The following is a 14,960-nucleotide window of genomic DNA, read 5'->3' as shown; positions in this document are numbered from 1 at the left end:
AACGCGTACCGCAAGGGGGGGCGAAATTCTACCGGATAGTGGGGGCGACTGCCTTGGCATGTCGTCGGTGTTTAGCCCTTAGCTTGCGTAAAGTTCGTCTTCCAGCTCATGGATAGCCTTGTTGTAGCCAGCCTTACCGCCAAAGGCCTTGACCAGCTCGATGGGGGCACCGAACTGGCTAAAAGGGTCGAGCTGGAGGATTTTGATGTCCTCAATATGCTCGATACCGGTATCGGCGTATTTATCCAGCAACGCCTCCAGCACCTGGCGTGCTGCGCCAGAATACTTGGCGAAATAGTTGCGCTTTTTCACCTGCTCGGCTCGCTCACTCCGTGATAGGGCAGGCTGATCGAAGGCGACGTGGCAGATCAGGTCGAACGGATCGAGCGGCTTGCCCTGTTTCTTTTCCACTTCTTCGGCCAAGGCTTCCCACATCACGCCCTGGACAGCCATCTCCTCGATGATGACTTTCTTTTGTTCGGCATCACTCCAGCGCCGGAGGAAGTCATCCAGCGAGGCGAACTGCTTTTGCACGCAGGTGCGGGTGTAGTCGTGCAGTGACTCGGTTATCAGTCGGCCATCCGGACCGTAATACTGCACACGCTCGGCGATGACATAAATCGGGACGTTGTCGATGACATACTTGATGCGTTTTTTGCGCTCATCTTCGCCGGTGAAATCCAGGTCATCACCCTCGTTATCGTTGCCTGCGCTGATGCCATCTTCATCGGCAAGCGGGTCATCCGGCGGTACGGGGGAGTCATCGCCTTCTGGGGCGTAGATCACTACTGGGTCGCCGTCGAAGGCCGGGTCGGCAAACAGCTCGGTGGCCTTTTTGAAGTCCATGATGGTGAACCAGTACTTGCCGTAGTCCTCGTTGATGCGAGTGCCGCGACCGATGATTTGCTTGAACTCGGTCATCGATTTGATGTGCTGGTCGAGCACGATCAGCTTGCAGGTCTGAGCATCGACGCCGGTGGTCATCAACTTGCTGGTGGTGGCAATCACCGGGTAGCGTTCTTCCGGGTTGATGAAGTTATCCAGTTCGGCCTTGCCTTCCTGGTCATCGCCGGTGATGCGCATGACGTATTTGCGATTCTCGGCCACGCGCTCAGGGTTGAGGTTGACCAGGGCTTGGCGCATGCGCTCGGCGTGGTTGATGTCGTCGCAGAAGACGATGGTTTTCTGAAACGGATCGGTGGCCTTGAGGAGTTCGGTGACCTTCTGCGCCACCAGTTGGGTGCGCGCCTCGATAACCAGGGTGCGGTCCATATCCTTGAGGTTGTAGATGCGATCTTCGATCAGCTCGCCATTTTTATCGAGCATACCTTTGGGTGGTCGCCAGCCTTGTAGATCTTTGTCGAAGTCGATGCGCACCACTTTGTAGGGGGCGAGAAAGCCGTCTTCGATGCCTTGCTTCAAGGTGTAGCTGTAAATCGGTTCACCGAAGTAGGTGATGCTGGATACCTCTTTGGTCTCCTTCGGTGTGGCGGTAAGGCCGACATGGGTGGCGCTGGAGAAGTAGTCGAGGATTTCACGCCAGGCGGAATCCTCGGAGGCGCTGCCACGATGACATTCGTCGATCACGATCAGGTCGAAGAAGTCGCGGGAGAACTGCTTGTAGATGTTCATCTCTTCATCAGTGCCGGTGACGGCCTGATAGAGCGACAGGTAGATCTCGTAGGAGGTATCGATCTGGCGTTTGGCGATTTTGGTCATCGCCTGGCCGAAGGGCTTGAAGTCGTTGTTCTTGGTCTGGTCGACCAGGATGTTGCGGTCGGCCAGAAACAGGATGCGTTTCTTCTGTTTCGATTTCCACAACCGCCAGATGATTTGGAAGGCGGTGTAGGTCTTGCCGGTGCCCGTGGCCATTACCAGCAGGATACGGTCTTGGCCACGCGCCACAGCCTCGACGGTGCGGTTGATGGCATTCATCTGGTAATAGCGCGGCATGCGCCCGGAGCCGTCGTCGTAGTAGGGCGCTTCGATCTTGTGTTGGGCTGTTGTATCCAGCCCCTTCCACTGGCAGTAGCGGTGCCAAAGTTCGGCAGGGCTGGGGAATTGATCAAGGGTAAGTTCGGTTTCTACCTGGCCGCCTGTGCCACTGCGGTCGTGAAATAGGAAGCCATCGCCATTGCTGGAGAACACGAACGGTATGTCCAGCGCCTCTGCATAGCCCAGAGCTTGTTGCATGCCGGAGCCAATAGAGTGCTTGTTGTCCTTTGCCTCGATTACAGCGATAGGCAGGTTGGCCTGATGGTAGAGGATGAAGTCTGCGCGGCGTGCTTCGCCACGGCTGTGAAGTTTGCCTCGGACGATAATGCGGCCTTTGGTAAAGCTGACTTCCTCGCGCACCTGCTTGTGCATGTCCCACCCAGCTTGTTGAATGGCCGGGGCGATGTACTTGCTGCAGATGTCCCGCTCGGAAAGCGACTTTTTGTCCATAACCCCAATTCCCTTTCAAACCGGCCTGGTCGCCCCATTGCGGCACTGCTGTTCGTGCTCGATGGGCGTAAATGTACCTTGTTTGATAGTGGCACGGGGGAAGATCAGGTTTGGGTAGTAGAAGCTGTAGGCAAGAAGAGTCGAGGCGATGACAGCGCGAGTGTTTTGCGTGGTCCCGATTCTTTTATCTGGGATCGTAATTTGCCGCAGGCTGAAGATGACTAGGGTGGATAGGGCCACATGTGAATCGTTGGTACTGAATTAACTTTCGTCGGCGTACATCACCAATTTGGCGGAGCATGTTCGGTCGTTCCCGATCCATGTAGGCCGCTGGAAACAGCGCCGGATCGTAGGGGATGGCGTCCAGCACGTCGATTCCATATTCGACATAAACACGCTTGCCGAGCGGTGTCAGGGCCAAGGCCTTAATTCGATGGATATGCTCTGATATGACTCGATACCCATCATGAACCAGCAAGTCGCGCAGGTAGTGGTTCGACGCGCGTAGTGCGATCTTCACTCGCACTGACTCCCGGTGCTTTCGATCCTGCCAGTAAGCGAATAGGTTGAACAAACGGGACTTTAGACACGTGATGGGGTCGATGACGGCGACCTGCACACCTTCGATATCCAGGACGGATAAATACTTGAAAATCTCTTTTTTGGGCGCGCCCCCGACGCTGTCCATTTCCAGGATATCGACGATGACCTCTTTACCGTCAACCCAGTCAATGTACGCGGCGGCAATATTTATCGTGTTGTCGTCCATCTTCGCCTTGCGAAAAGGGACGCCCATCATCTGGGCGCAATAATCAATAGAGCTCGGCTTACCGATAAAGTCCAAGTCATCGCTAGTGACGAATCCGACATCCTCGCCTGTCATTTCGTCGATGAGATATTGCCGGGCCCAAAGCGTAAGCGATTGCCCGCCAACGATCACAAGGCCGTAATCGGTGACAGCTGATTGAATTGAGGGGCGGTAGACGCGCTGAATTAGATCGAGCAGGAAAGCGAAGAGCTCTGAACGTTCAAGTAGGGCGAACGGAGCATCTTCGTTTACCGCGTCGGGCATCAGTTGCTTAGCGCAGAGAATCGTTGTGGGCGAGCGATTGAAGCAGAGTTGCCACGAAGGGCGGCTTTGGCACGGGCAGCAGCCATTTCGAGTATCTCAGGGTCAGCAGCATAGACAGCATCAACCTGGCGGTCACGTGAGCTGCTTTTAAGGCTCATCATTTCCGCAAAGCTAAGGTCTTTTGAATGCTTGTGGCCGCTGATCATGGCGAAAGTACCCATAAGGGTGAAATGGACTTGGATTTGAGGTTAGCACACTCGGTCGGTCCGCTATAGGGGAAACACTGTGAGTGCAAGGTATTAATCGACGAAATGCATGGTTCATCACCCTGTCCAGGTGCAAAGGGCCGGTTTCACCGGCCCTTTGCACCTGGACAGCTTCTGGCCGCATAAGATGCAACGATCTTTGTCAAGAGGATCATCTGTCAAGTGAAATGTCAACATGACGTGCAATTCAAGCTGGCTGGGCCTGTCGGTAAATAATCGCCTATGAAGGCTAAAGGCAATGAAGCCTTTTAACTCATTGATTACCAGGCACAAAAAAGACGTCCGTGGACGTCTTTGTTTGATCATTTGGTGGAGCCGGGGGGATTTGAACCCCCGTCCGCCAGTACTCCGCTGTCGGTACTACATGCGTAGCCGTTTCTATTAAGTTAACCCTCAGCGACCCGAAGGGCAGGGTGCTTTGGGCGAGTTGTGTAAGTTTTAGCCGCTTCGTCCACAACGTACTGCACGGCGATTCTGTTCTATATGACAATCACTTTGGGTTTACAGACATCCCCTGGTGATTGCTGGACCCGAAGGTACCAGAAGCTCAGGGCTAAGGCTGCTTACGCAGCGAGAGCGAATTCCTGGCCGTAGTTTTCGTCATTGGCAACTATAAGAAGTTGCAACAGTGGATTTACGAGTTCTGTTACCAACTCGGCATGCACCTAAAGTTTCGCGACCGGCGTCGAATCCTAAACGGCCCCGTGCTTGTAACTCGTTGTTTCTTAGTGAGTGACAAGCCTATGCAGTGTACGCCAAACACTCGCGGAAGGCCAACCCGAAGGTTGGTCTTCCGCTACGGCGCTGCCTATTGGCCGCCTTTTTCGCTGTTCTGCAGGTCTTGCAGCGCCTTCGAGGTGATCTCGATGCATTTTTTGTCATCACCCGCAGCGTGGGCCGCCTTGGCCTGGGAGACGGCAGTGTCTATCTCGCCGCTTTTACCACTGGTGTCGGTGGCGAGCAGCGCTTTACCGTTGTTGATTTTGTCCAGATTGATTTTGCACAGATCGGGCTCGCCCGCCGCGAACACAGGGGAGGCCAGCATCGCAGCGGTAATGAACAAGCCAGCAAGAGCGGAACGCTTCATAGGGTATCTCCTTGCGCAAAAGGGCTCGACGCTGCTGGCGTTCAACCGCTGCCAGCGACATCACTGATAAACCTCGCTTGGCGAGGCCTATGCAGATGACTACGCCGGCGCGCAGGGGTTCTGTTTTTTTTGCAGGCTCAGTGAGCGCGGGCCTGGGTGACGCGGTCCACCAGGTAGACCAAGCCGTGATAATCGATGCCGCCATGCTGGCTCAGGCCGATCTCGCAGGTGCGGCTGGTGGAGATGCCTTCGCTGCAATATTGCACCGCATCCTTGAGGGTGCGCAGTGAGTGGGCGTTGAGTTCCGGCGTGGTGAAGCCCTTGTCGCCGGCGAACCCGCAGCAATGAATGCCTTCCGGGATCACCACGGTGTTGGAGCAGCGGCGAGCGAGGTCGATCAGGGCCTGGCTCTCGCCCAGGTGCTGGGTGCTGCAGGTGACATGCACTGCGATGGGGGCTTCCTGGGGGGTGAAGTCGAGGCGGTCCATCAGGTGCGTGCGGATAAATCGTACGGGGTCGTAAAGATCCAGGCGCGTTTCGCCCAGGTCCTGCACCAGGCGCAGGGTGCAGGGGCTGGTGTCGCAGTAGATCGGGTCGAGCCCGCCACGGCTGGCGTGGAGCAGTGCGCCGATCAGTTCCTGGCGCTTGTGTTCGGCCTGCTCGGCGTAGCCTTTGGAGGCGAACGGCTGGCCGCAGCACAGGCTGTCCTGATTGTCGGGGAACACGACTTGGTAACCGGCTTTTTCCAACAGGTTGCGGGTTTTGTCGTACAGCGACATCTGCTCTTTATCGCCCGCCGCCGGGCCCATGGCGCGTGAGACGCAGGCCGCCAGGTAGACCACCCGGGGGCGCTCGTCCGTCACCGCCGGGCTGAAGCGAATGGCTTTCTCCGGCTGCGGCATGGCGTTGGTCCACTGCGGAATCTGCCCCTTGGACAGCTTGGTCACGCTGGCCGATAGCTTCGCCAGGCGCGGGGCGCCCAGCAGCATGCGTGCGCCATTGGCCACATGCAGTGTAAAACGCGCGCCTTGCAGCGCGGTGGCGAAATGCGTGGCGAGCCATTCGGCGGTTTTCGTACGGTCAGCATCGCGGCTGCGCAGTTTTTTCACCAGGTCGCCGGTATTGATTCCTACAGGGCAGCGCTGGGCGCAAAGCCCGGTGGCGGCGCAGGTGTCGATGCCCTGGTACTGATAGGCGGCTTCCAGCTCAGCGGTGTCGATACCAGCGCGTTTTTTCGCCTGGATATCGCGCCAGATCACGATGCGCTGGCGGGGGCTCAGAGTCAGGCCTTTCGACGGGCACACCGGTTCGCAGAAACCGCATTCGATGCACTTATCCACAAGCTCGTCGGCGGCGGGCAGCGGCTTGAGGTGCTTGAGGTGGATTTGCGGGTCTTCGCTGAGCACCACGTCCGGGTTGAGAATGCCGTTGGGGTCAAGCAGGCGCTTGAGTTGCCACATCAGTTGATAGGCATCGCTGCCCCATTCCAGCTCGACGAACGGGGCCATATTGCGGCCGGTGCCGTGTTCGGCTTTCAGCGAACCACCGAATTCCACCGCTACCAGTTGTGCCACGTCGTCCATGAACGCTTGGTAGCGTGTGACTTCTTGCGCGCTGTTGAAGCCTTGGGTGAACACGAAGTGCAGATTGCCTTCCAGCGCGTGTCCGAAAAGTATCGCTTCGTCGTAGTGATGTTTGTCGAACAGCTCGATCAAGCGATTCACGCCGATTGCCAGTTGTTCGACCGGGAAGGTCACGTCCTCGATGATTACCGTGGTGCCGGTTTTGCGCACGGCGCCGACGGCGGGAAAGGTGTCCTTGCGGATCGCCCACAGGCGGGCGTTTTCCACGGGGTCTTCGGTGAAATCGACCTGCTTCTCGACCGGAAACTGGGCCAGGGAAGCCATGATCAGCGCCAGTTGCTCGTGCAGTAACGACGAGGACGCTGCACGCGACTCGATCAATAGGGCGCAGGCATTTTCCGATAGGTGCTGTACGAAAGCGGGCATGCCCGGCTTGTTCTGTACCGAGCGCATGCTGCGACGGTCCAGCAGCTCAACGGCCGAAACGGGTTGGGTCTTGAGGACGGTGACTGCATTGCAGCAGGTTTCGACGTCCGGAAACACAATCAACGCCGACGCTTTGTTGGGGTGATCGATCACGGTGTCGTAGGTCACCGCGCTGATAAATCCAAGGGTGCCCTCGGAACCTACCAACAGATGGCTGAGGATATCGAGGGGGGCGTCGAAATCCACCAAGGCATTGAGTGACAGCCCGGTGGTATTTTTCAGACGGTATTTGTGGCGGATCTTTGCCGCCAGTTCAGTATTTGCGCGGGTCTCGCGCCCCAGTGTCGCCAGACGCTCAAGCAGCGCGCCGTGCTGTTCGTGAAACGCCGCCACGCTGGCTGCGTCTTCGGTATCCAGGCGGCTGCCGTCAGCCAATACCAGGCGTATCCCGGCCAGGGTGTGGTAGGTGTTCTGCGCCGTGCCGCAGCACATGCCGCTGGCATTGTTGGCGACGATGCCGCCGATTTTGCAGGCGTTGATCGACGCTGGGTCCGGCCCGATCTTGCGTCCGAACGGCGCCAGCCACGCGTTGGCCTGGGCGCCGATCACGCCGGGCTGCAGGCGGATTTGTGTGCCTTGGCCGCGAATTTCGCGGCCATTCCAGTTGTCCCCCAGTACGATCAGCACCGAGTCGCTGATGGCTTGGCCGGACAGGCTGGTGCCAGCGGCACGGAAGGTGACTGGAACGTGGTCGCGTTGAGCCAGTTGCAGCAGCGCGACGACTTCGTCTTCCGACTCCACGCGGATTACCAGCTGTGGGGTCAGTCGGTAAAAACTGGCGTCGGTGCCGAAGGCGAGGGTGGAAAGCGGGTCGTCGAAGCGTCGATCTTTCGGGATCAGTTGTGCGGCGTCGCGCAGGAAAGCAGCAGGCAGGCTCATCGGTCCTCCAGAAATAGCAGACGCCGGAACCGTTGTCCGGCGTCGATTCTTACCCTATTGCATGCAGGTCTCAGTGCACCAGCATACCGGTGAACCAGTAGGCCTGGGCCAGGGTGATCAGCCCGACGATGGTGGCAAAGAACAAGCTGTGCTTGAGGGTGAAGCGAAACAGGTCGGATTCCTTGCCCACCAGGCCGGTGGCGGCGCAGGCCACGGCGATGGATTGTGGCGAGATCATTTTGCCGGTGACGCCGCCGCTGGTGTTCGCGGCAACCAGTAGGGTGTCGTTCACACCGATCTGATGCGCAGTGGTGGCTTGCAGCGAGCTGAACAGGGCGTTGGACGACGTGTCGGAGCCTGTCAGGAAAACCCCCAGCCAGCCGAGGAAAGGCGAGAAGAACGGGAAGGCTGCACCGGTGCCAGCCAATACCAGCGCCATGGTCGACGACATGCCGGAGTAGTTGGTGACGAAGGCAAAGGCCAGCACCATGCCGATGGACAGGATCGGCCAGCGCAGTTCGTAGAAGGTCTCTTTTAAAGTGGTAAGACCAGTCTTGATGTCGATCTTCAGTACCAGCATCGAGATCAGCGCGGAGAAGAAAATCGCGGTGCCGGTCGCGGAAATCGGGTCCAGCTTGAACACGGCCGGAATCGCAGTGGGGTTGGTCACGATCGGTGCGACCTTGATCACCAGTTGATCCAGGTGCGGGATCGCAAAGTTGAACACCCAGCTGTACATCGAGCCACCGGCGGCGAACATCGCCTTGAACGGCTTGAGGGTCCAGATGGTGACCAGCACCGTGAGAATCAGGAACGGCGACCAGGCCTTGAAAATCTGCACCAGGCTGTAGGGCGAGACAGTCGTGTTGCGCGGCAGGCCGAAACCGCCCGCACTCGCGGTGACCGCAGCGCTGGAGGTGGCGCCGGCTATCTGTGCGCCCGCAGTGCGCTTGGGCTGCCAGACTTTCAGGAACAGCGTCAGGGAAATCAGGCTGGCCAGGGCCGAGGTGATGTCCGGCAGTTCCGGGCCGATGAAGTTGGAGGTGAAGTACTGGGTGATGGCAAAGCTCAAACCTGCAACCAGAGCGGCCGGCCAGGTTTCACGCACGCCGCGCAGGCCGTCCATCATGAACACCAGCCAGAACGGCACGAACAGCGACAGCAGCGGCAATTGGCGGCCGGTCATGGCGCCGATCTTGAACGCATCAATGCCGGTCACTTGACCTGCAACGATGATCGGGATGCCCAAGGCGCCGAATGCGACAGGCGCGGTGTTGGCGATCAGGCACAGGCCGGCGGCGTACAGCGGGTTGAAGCCCAGGCCGACCAACAACGCTGCGGTGATCGCCACGGGGGCGCCAAAACCGGCCGCACCTTCCAGGAAGGCGCCAAAGCAGAAGCCGATCAGCAGCACTTGCAGGCGTTGGTCATCGGTAATCGACAGGACCGAGCTGCGGATGATCTCGAATTGGCCGCTTTTGACCGTGAGTTTGTAGAGGAACACGGCCGCGACGATGATCCACGCGATAGGCCATAGGCCGTAGGCAAAGCCGTAACCGGCGGCGGCCAGCGCCATGTCCACCGGCATCTGGAAGGCGAAGATCGCCACCAGGATCGACAGCGCCAGGGTGATGCTGCCGGCCACATGCCCTTTGAGGCGAAACACGGCCAGGGCCAGGAAGAAGAATACGATCGGGATGACCGCCGCCAGTGCGGACAGGCCGAGGCTGCCGAGCGGGCTGTAGAGCTGTTGCCAGGTTTGCATATGGGGTGGCCCCTGATTGTTGTTGTTTGGTTAGCTTGGATAATTGGTAATACCAATTTACAATCGCTGTTGGCTAGAGTAAAAGCCTTGCCAGGGGCGTGTCAATTTGCCGCTTGCGAAACTTTGGTCGTAGGTCGGTGTGCAGGGGGGGCTGATCGGTTGAAAGGAAGGCGTTCTGATAGGTGCCGCAAGCGCTGCGATAGGCCAGAATAGAGCCCCGGCGAGTGGTCGGGATGGTGGAGAGTGAGTGATGGGGTTTGATCAGGTGCGTCAGCGCCGTTTGTCTGACGATATTGTCGAGCAGCTTGAGGGCATGATCCTCGAGGGCACGCTGAAGTCGGGTGAGCGCTTGCCGGCCGAGCGCGCTTTGGCTGAGCAGTTCGGGGTGTCGCGGCCTTCCTTGCGCGAGGCGATCCAGAAGTTGGCGGCCAAGGGGTTGCTCGTCAGCCGTCAAGGCGGTGGCAATTATGTGGCTGAGTCCCTGGGCTCCACGTTCAGTGATCCGTTGCTGCACCTGCTGGAGAACAATCCCGAGGCCCAGCGTGATCTGCTGGAGTTTCGTCAGACCCTCGAAGCGTCTTGCGCCTATTACGCCGCGCTGCGCGCCACGGAGGTTGATCGCGAGCGGCTGACGGCGGCGTTCGAGGTGCTACAGGATTGCTACACCCGCTGCGATGAAGTGAGTCGAGCGGAAGAGGGCGCGGCCGATGCGCGGTTTCACTTGGCGATCGCCGAAGCCAGTCATAACGCCGTGTTGCTGCACACCATTCGGGGTCTGTTCGACCTGCTGAAACGAAATGTGGTGACCAACATTGGTGGCATGTACCAGCAGCGTACGGAAACCCGCGACATGCTGATCAATCAGCATCGGGATCTGTACCTGGCGATTATCGAAGGTCGCGCCGAGCAGGCGCGCGAGGTTTCAACACGTCACCTGCTGTATGTGCAGGAAGTGCTGGAGGAAGTGCGTCAGGAAGTTCAGCGCGTGGCGCGTGCGGAGCGGCGCAAGGGGATGTAGCCGAGGGGGGCGCCCACGGCTGCATCGCAGCAAGGATTATTCTTCCTTGCCCTTGTTGCGCACGGCGCGATGCAGTTCGCGGTTGGAATCACGTTCGCGCTCGGAATCACGCTTGTCGTATTCCTTCTTGCCCTTGCCCAGTGCGATTTCGCACTTGACCAGGTGCTTGCTCCAATACCAGGACAGACAGACGCAGGCATAGCCCTTCTGCTGTACAGCGGCTGCGAGCTTTTCCAGTTCGCGGGCATTGAGCAGCAGCTTGCGCGTACGCACCGGGTCGGCGATCACGTGGGTGCTCGCGGTGGTCAGCGGGGTGATATGACTGCCGAGCAGCCATGCCTCGCCATCCTTGAGCAGCACATAACTGTCGACCAGTTGCAGCTTGCTGGCACGCAGACTCTTTACTTCCCAGCCGGCCAGGACCAGACCAGCCTCGAACCGATGTTCGATGAAGTAATCGTGTCGCGCCTTTTTGTTTTGCGCGATGGTCCCTGTGGGGTGTTTCTTTTGTTTAGCCATAGGGGCGGCATTATAGGGAGTTGCGAGCGTGTCGGCTACGGTCAACCTGCGTGCTTGAGCGTGTTGGATGAATCCCGGACAATGCAGGCAGTTCTCTGGATTTTTTCTTTCGCGGATCGGGCTGTTTTTTCGCGATGTTTGCCTCAGCTGTGGAAATAACGCACACATGACGACGCATATTCAACGTTCAGCGCTGCTGCCCTATCCGGCACAGGCGCTCTATGACCTGGTCAACGACGTGGCGCGTTACCCGGAATTCCTGCCGTGGTGCTCAACGGCCGAGGTGCTGGAAAGCAGTGATGACCACATGGTCGCCAGTGTCGGGGTCGCGAAGAGTGGCCTTAGTCAGCATTTTGTTACGCGTAATGTGCTGGTGCCCGGTAAGTCCATCGAAATGAATTTGCAGGAAGGGCCGTTTACCCAACTGCATGGCGTATGGGTGTTCAAGGCGCTGACGGATAAGGCCTGCAAAATCAGCCTGGATCTTTCTTTTGACTATGCCGGGCCTATTGTGCGGGCGACGTTGGGGCCGTTGTTCAACCAGGCCGCCAATACCCTGGTGGATGCTTTTTGTCAGCGAGCCAAGCAACTGCATGGTTGAGATCGAAGTGGTGTATGCCGCCGAGGATCGCCAGGTGTTGCTGGCGGTGTCGGTGCCGGTGGGCACTCATCTGCGTGCTGCGGTGCAGGCGTCCGGTATTGCAGCGCGATTTCCCGAGCTGGATCCAGCGAATTGCCCTTTGGGGATATTCGGCAAGGTGGTTGCGGATGCCGACGTGCGCGCAGTGCAGGCCGGTGACCGTATTGAGATTTACCGTCCGTTATTGGTGGATCCGAAAGAGGTGCGCCGGCTCCGCGCGGCCAAGGCGGCCCTGGCCAAGCAGCAGCACCCATAGGCCAGCCAAATGGCAGGCAACAAAAAGCCCGGCATGCCGGGCTTTTTGTTGAGCGCCGCACACTTACTGCGGGCTGGTGTCCAGAGGCTGCGGCGTCGGGACGGGGACTGTCTCCACCCCGTCGACGTCTTTCTGGATCTTGTCGAGCAAGGAGCCAGGCTTGGCCGGTACTTCGGACTTCGGCTTCTCGCCTTCCTGCGCAGGCGCAGTCACGTTGTTACCGTTATCCTTGCCAAGCAGGGCTTCATCACGGCTTACGCCGGGCATGAAGTCGCCGGACAGGCTGACAAGCTGGTCATTGCCATTGAAGATGACACTGACGCGCTCCTGCTGGCGTTCACCGCCACCTGGTTGCAGGCTGTAGAGATAATCCCAGCGATCGGCATGGAAAGTGTCGGTCAGCAGGGGATTACCCATGATAAACCGTACTTGCCGTCGGGTCATTCCGGGGCGTAACTGGTCTATCATGTCCTGCGTGACGACATTGCCCTGCTGGATGTCGATTTTGTAAACCCCGGGGAATGAACAACCGGCGAGTGCGAGCAGTCCCACAAAGGTGAAACTGGTTAGCAAGAGCTTGGTGTTTTGCATCGGTGGGCGACTTCCACTATCTTGGCTGGGACAACGTAAACGCCGATCATACCCGTATTAAGAGAAGCTGCGAAGCAGCATCCGCGAGAAAGCTAACCATGGTTGAAAATAGCGAACTACGCAAAGCCGGTCTCAAAGTGACTCTGCCACGAGTCAAGATTCTACAAATGCTCGATTCTGCTGAGCAGCGCCACATGAGTGCCGAGGATGTCTACAAGGCGCTGATGGAGTCTAATGAGGACGTTGGTCTGGCCACGGTTTACCGTGTGCTGACCCAGTTTGAAGCCGCTGGGCTGGTGGTTCGTCATAATTTCGACGGCGGTCATGCAGTGTTCGAATTGGCTGACGGTGGTCATCACGACCACATGGTTGACCTGGATACCAACGAGGTTATCGAGTTCACCAGCCCGGAAATCGAAGCGTTGCAGCATAAGATTGCTGAAGAGCATGGCTTCCATCTGGTTGACCATAATCTGGTCCTGTACATCCGTAAGAAAAAGTAACAAGCGCTGCAGATTTACGCTGCAAAACGATCGAAGGCGACCTCAGGGTCGCCTTCGTGCTTTCTATAAAGAAGGAATGTTGTTCGCTCAGGCCTTTGCTGCCACGACCATTTTCTTCGCGTGCGCCAACGACTCCTTGGTCAAATCAATACCGCCGAGCATGCGCGCCACTTCTTCCACGCGTTCGGACTTGTTCAGCTTGGACACGGCCGTGTGCGTCGCATCACTGCCGCGTACCTTGTGCACAAACAAGTGTTGATGACCTTGGGCTGCCACTTGCGGTAAGTGGGTGACCGTCAGTACCTGGCCTCGATCCCCCAGGCGTCGCAACAGTTGGCCAACAATTTCTGCTGTCGGCCCGCCAATGCCCACGTCAACTTCGTCGAATACCAGTGTCGGTACCCGGGAGGTTTGCGCGGTAATTACCTGGATCGCCAGGCTGATCCGCGAGAGCTCGCCGCCGGATGCCACTTTTGCCAACGCCTTGAGCGGCTGCCCAGGGTTGGCGCTTACCAGTAGTTCAACCTGCTCCAGCCCGTGGGGTTGCAGCTCGTTGCTGGTGTTGGCGTGCAGTTCGATGGTGAAGCGCCCGCCCGGCATGCCCAGGCGTTGGATCTCCAGCTCGACTGCGCTGGCCAGGCCTGTCGCGGCTTGTTTGCGCAGGTCGCTCAGTTCGCGCGCTCTCTCCTGGTAATGACGAGCGAACGAGGCGAGTTCTTCGCCCAGTCGTTCGATGGACTCGTCATTCGCATTCAGGGTCTCGATTTCATCCAGCAGCTTTTGCTGCATTGTCGCCACTTCGGTGGGCTGGATTCGATGCTTGCGCGCCAGGGTATAGATAGTGTCCAGGCGTTCTTCTATTTCCTGCAGGCGTGCCGGGTCGGCATCGAAGTGATCCAGGAAGCGATTCAGTTCGCCGACCGCTTCCTCCACCTGGATCTGTGCACTGGTGAGCAGCGTCGTAGCTTCGCTCAGCGAGCCGGACGCATTGTTCACGCTCGACAAGCGATTGAGGCTGGCAGTCAGTGCATTGAGCACGTTGCCTGAGTCGCTTTCACTGCATTGCTCAACCACCTGGCGACAAATACCCAGCAGGGTTTCTGCGTTGGTGAGGTTCTTGTGTTCCTGCTCGAGCTGCTCCAGTTCGTTCTCGCCCAGGCCCAGGCTCTCCAGTTCTTCGAGTTGATAGCTGAGCAACTGATGGCGAGCACGTTGTTCATCGCCGGAGTTGGAGAGTCGCTCCAGTTCCTGGCGAGTCTGGCGCCAGCGCTGGGCGGCCAGTTGCACCTGGCGGGCAAGGTCTGTGGCGCCGGCGTATTCATCGAGCAGGCGGCGATGGGTGTCGGTCTTCAGGAGCGACTGGTGCTCATGCTGGCTGTGGATATCGATAAGCAGCTCGCCCAGGGCTTTCAGGTCGCCCAGTGGGCAGGGCGTACCGTTGATATAGCCGCGAGAGCGACCCTCCGCCGTGATAACCCGTCGCAGGATGCATGGGCCTTCATTATCAAGGTCGCGTTCGGCCAGCCAGGTTTCGGCCTCGGGAATATCGGCCAGGTCGAAGGTGGCCAGGATATCAGCCTTGTCTGCGCCGGGGCGCACCACGCCGCTGTCGGCGCGATCACCCAGGGTGAGGCCCAGGGCATCGAGCATGATCGACTTGCCGGCGCCGGTTTCGCCTGTGATTACGCTCATCCCGCGGTCCAGTTCGAGATCCAGGTGTTCAACGATGGCGTAGTTATGTACGGACAGGTGCACGAGCATGAAGGCCGCTCCCAGGCTTTAGGTCTGGTTATTTATACAGTGTTTTGTTCGAGGCTGACAATCCTGGCGTTTAGCTCGATTTGCTTGAA

At 58.3% G+C, this 14,960-nt stretch carries 13 protein-coding genes and 1 other RNA gene; 4 read left to right on the top strand and 10 right to left on the bottom strand.

Annotated elements, in window-relative coordinates; genetic code table 11:
- Positions 1-78 precede the first annotated feature (78 nt).
- From hsdR to K5K89_RS25120, 7 genes are all read right to left on the bottom strand, one after another.
- Entirely contained in the window at positions 79-2,445 is a 2,367-nt protein-coding gene (hsdR, locus tag K5K89_RS25150; RefSeq protein WP_222540449.1) for an EcoAI/FtnUII family type I restriction enzme subunit R, read from the bottom strand.
- Positions 2,446-2,629: 184 nt separating this feature from the next.
- A complete protein-coding gene (locus tag K5K89_RS25145; protein ID WP_222540448.1) occupies positions 2,630-3,517 on the bottom strand; it encodes a hypothetical protein in 888 nt (295 codons plus the stop codon).
- Entirely contained in the window at positions 3,517-3,723 is a 207-nt protein-coding gene (locus K5K89_RS25140) for a hypothetical protein (RefSeq protein ID WP_222540447.1), read from the bottom strand. Before K5K89_RS25140 ends, K5K89_RS25145 begins: the two co-directional genes overlap by 1 nt.
- Positions 3,724-4,090: 367 nt before the next feature.
- Positions 4,091-4,487: a transfer-messenger RNA gene (gene ssrA, locus K5K89_RS25135) on the bottom strand.
- Between the two features lie 104 nt (positions 4,488-4,591).
- Complete coding sequence (locus K5K89_RS25130) at positions 4,592-4,870, bottom strand: hypothetical protein (RefSeq protein ID WP_010206635.1); 279 nt, start codon at positions 4,868-4,870, stop codon at positions 4,592-4,594.
- Positions 4,871-5,007: 137 nt separating this feature from the next.
- Positions 5,008-7,818 carry an FAD-binding and (Fe-S)-binding domain-containing protein gene (locus tag K5K89_RS25125; RefSeq protein ID WP_222540446.1) on the bottom strand — a complete coding sequence of 937 codons (2,811 nt, stop codon included), beginning with the start codon at positions 7,816-7,818 and terminating at the stop codon, positions 5,008-5,010.
- A gap of 70 nt (positions 7,819-7,888) precedes the next feature.
- A complete protein-coding gene (locus tag K5K89_RS25120; RefSeq protein WP_071489983.1) occupies positions 7,889-9,583 on the bottom strand; it encodes a lactate permease LctP family transporter in 1,695 nt (564 codons plus the stop codon).
- Between the two features lie 250 nt (positions 9,584-9,833).
- On the opposite strand from K5K89_RS25120, the gene K5K89_RS25115 reads away from it, so the two are divergent.
- Entirely contained in the window at positions 9,834-10,601 is a 768-nt protein-coding gene (locus tag K5K89_RS25115; RefSeq protein ID WP_093529753.1) for a GntR family transcriptional regulator, read from the top strand.
- A gap of 36 nt (positions 10,602-10,637) precedes the next feature.
- Here the strand turns inward: K5K89_RS25115 and smpB are convergent, their stop codons facing one another.
- A complete protein-coding gene (gene smpB / locus K5K89_RS25110) occupies positions 10,638-11,120 on the bottom strand; it encodes an SsrA-binding protein SmpB (RefSeq protein WP_058427663.1) in 483 nt (160 codons plus the stop codon).
- Positions 11,121-11,286: 166 nt separating this feature from the next.
- Between smpB and K5K89_RS25105 the strand changes: the two genes are divergently transcribed.
- The gene (locus K5K89_RS25105; RefSeq protein ID WP_071489985.1) at positions 11,287-11,721 is read left to right on the top strand and encodes a type II toxin-antitoxin system RatA family toxin; all 435 of its coding nucleotides are present in this window, start codon (positions 11,287-11,289) and stop codon (positions 11,719-11,721) included.
- Entirely contained in the window at positions 11,714-12,016 is a 303-nt protein-coding gene (locus K5K89_RS25100) for an RnfH family protein (RefSeq protein ID WP_222540445.1), read from the top strand. The genes K5K89_RS25105 and K5K89_RS25100 overlap by 8 nt, the downstream gene beginning before the upstream one ends.
- Before the next feature lie 63 nt (positions 12,017-12,079).
- Here K5K89_RS25100 and K5K89_RS25095 read toward each other — a convergent pair whose 3' ends face one another.
- Positions 12,080-12,607 carry an outer membrane protein assembly factor BamE gene (locus K5K89_RS25095; protein WP_071489987.1) on the bottom strand — a complete coding sequence of 176 codons (528 nt, stop codon included), beginning with the start codon at positions 12,605-12,607 and terminating at the stop codon, positions 12,080-12,082.
- 98 nt (positions 12,608-12,705) lie between these two features.
- Here K5K89_RS25095 and fur point away from each other — a divergent pair, with 98 nt between their 5' ends.
- Positions 12,706-13,110 carry a ferric iron uptake transcriptional regulator gene (gene fur / locus K5K89_RS25090; RefSeq protein WP_222541750.1) on the top strand — a complete coding sequence of 135 codons (405 nt, stop codon included), beginning with the start codon at positions 12,706-12,708 and terminating at the stop codon, positions 13,108-13,110.
- An 87-nt stretch (positions 13,111-13,197) separates the two neighbouring features.
- On the opposite strand, the gene recN is transcribed toward fur, so the two are convergent.
- A complete protein-coding gene (recN, locus tag K5K89_RS25085) occupies positions 13,198-14,871 on the bottom strand; it encodes a DNA repair protein RecN (RefSeq protein ID WP_222540444.1) in 1,674 nt (557 codons plus the stop codon).
- Positions 14,872-14,960: the final 89 nt, after the last annotated feature.

The sequence above is a fragment of the Pseudomonas sp. DR208 genome, assembly GCF_019823005.1.
Taxonomy (GTDB): domain Bacteria; phylum Pseudomonadota; class Gammaproteobacteria; order Pseudomonadales; family Pseudomonadaceae; genus Aquipseudomonas; species Aquipseudomonas extremorientalis.
This window is presented reverse-complemented; position numbering and strand designations above follow the sequence as displayed.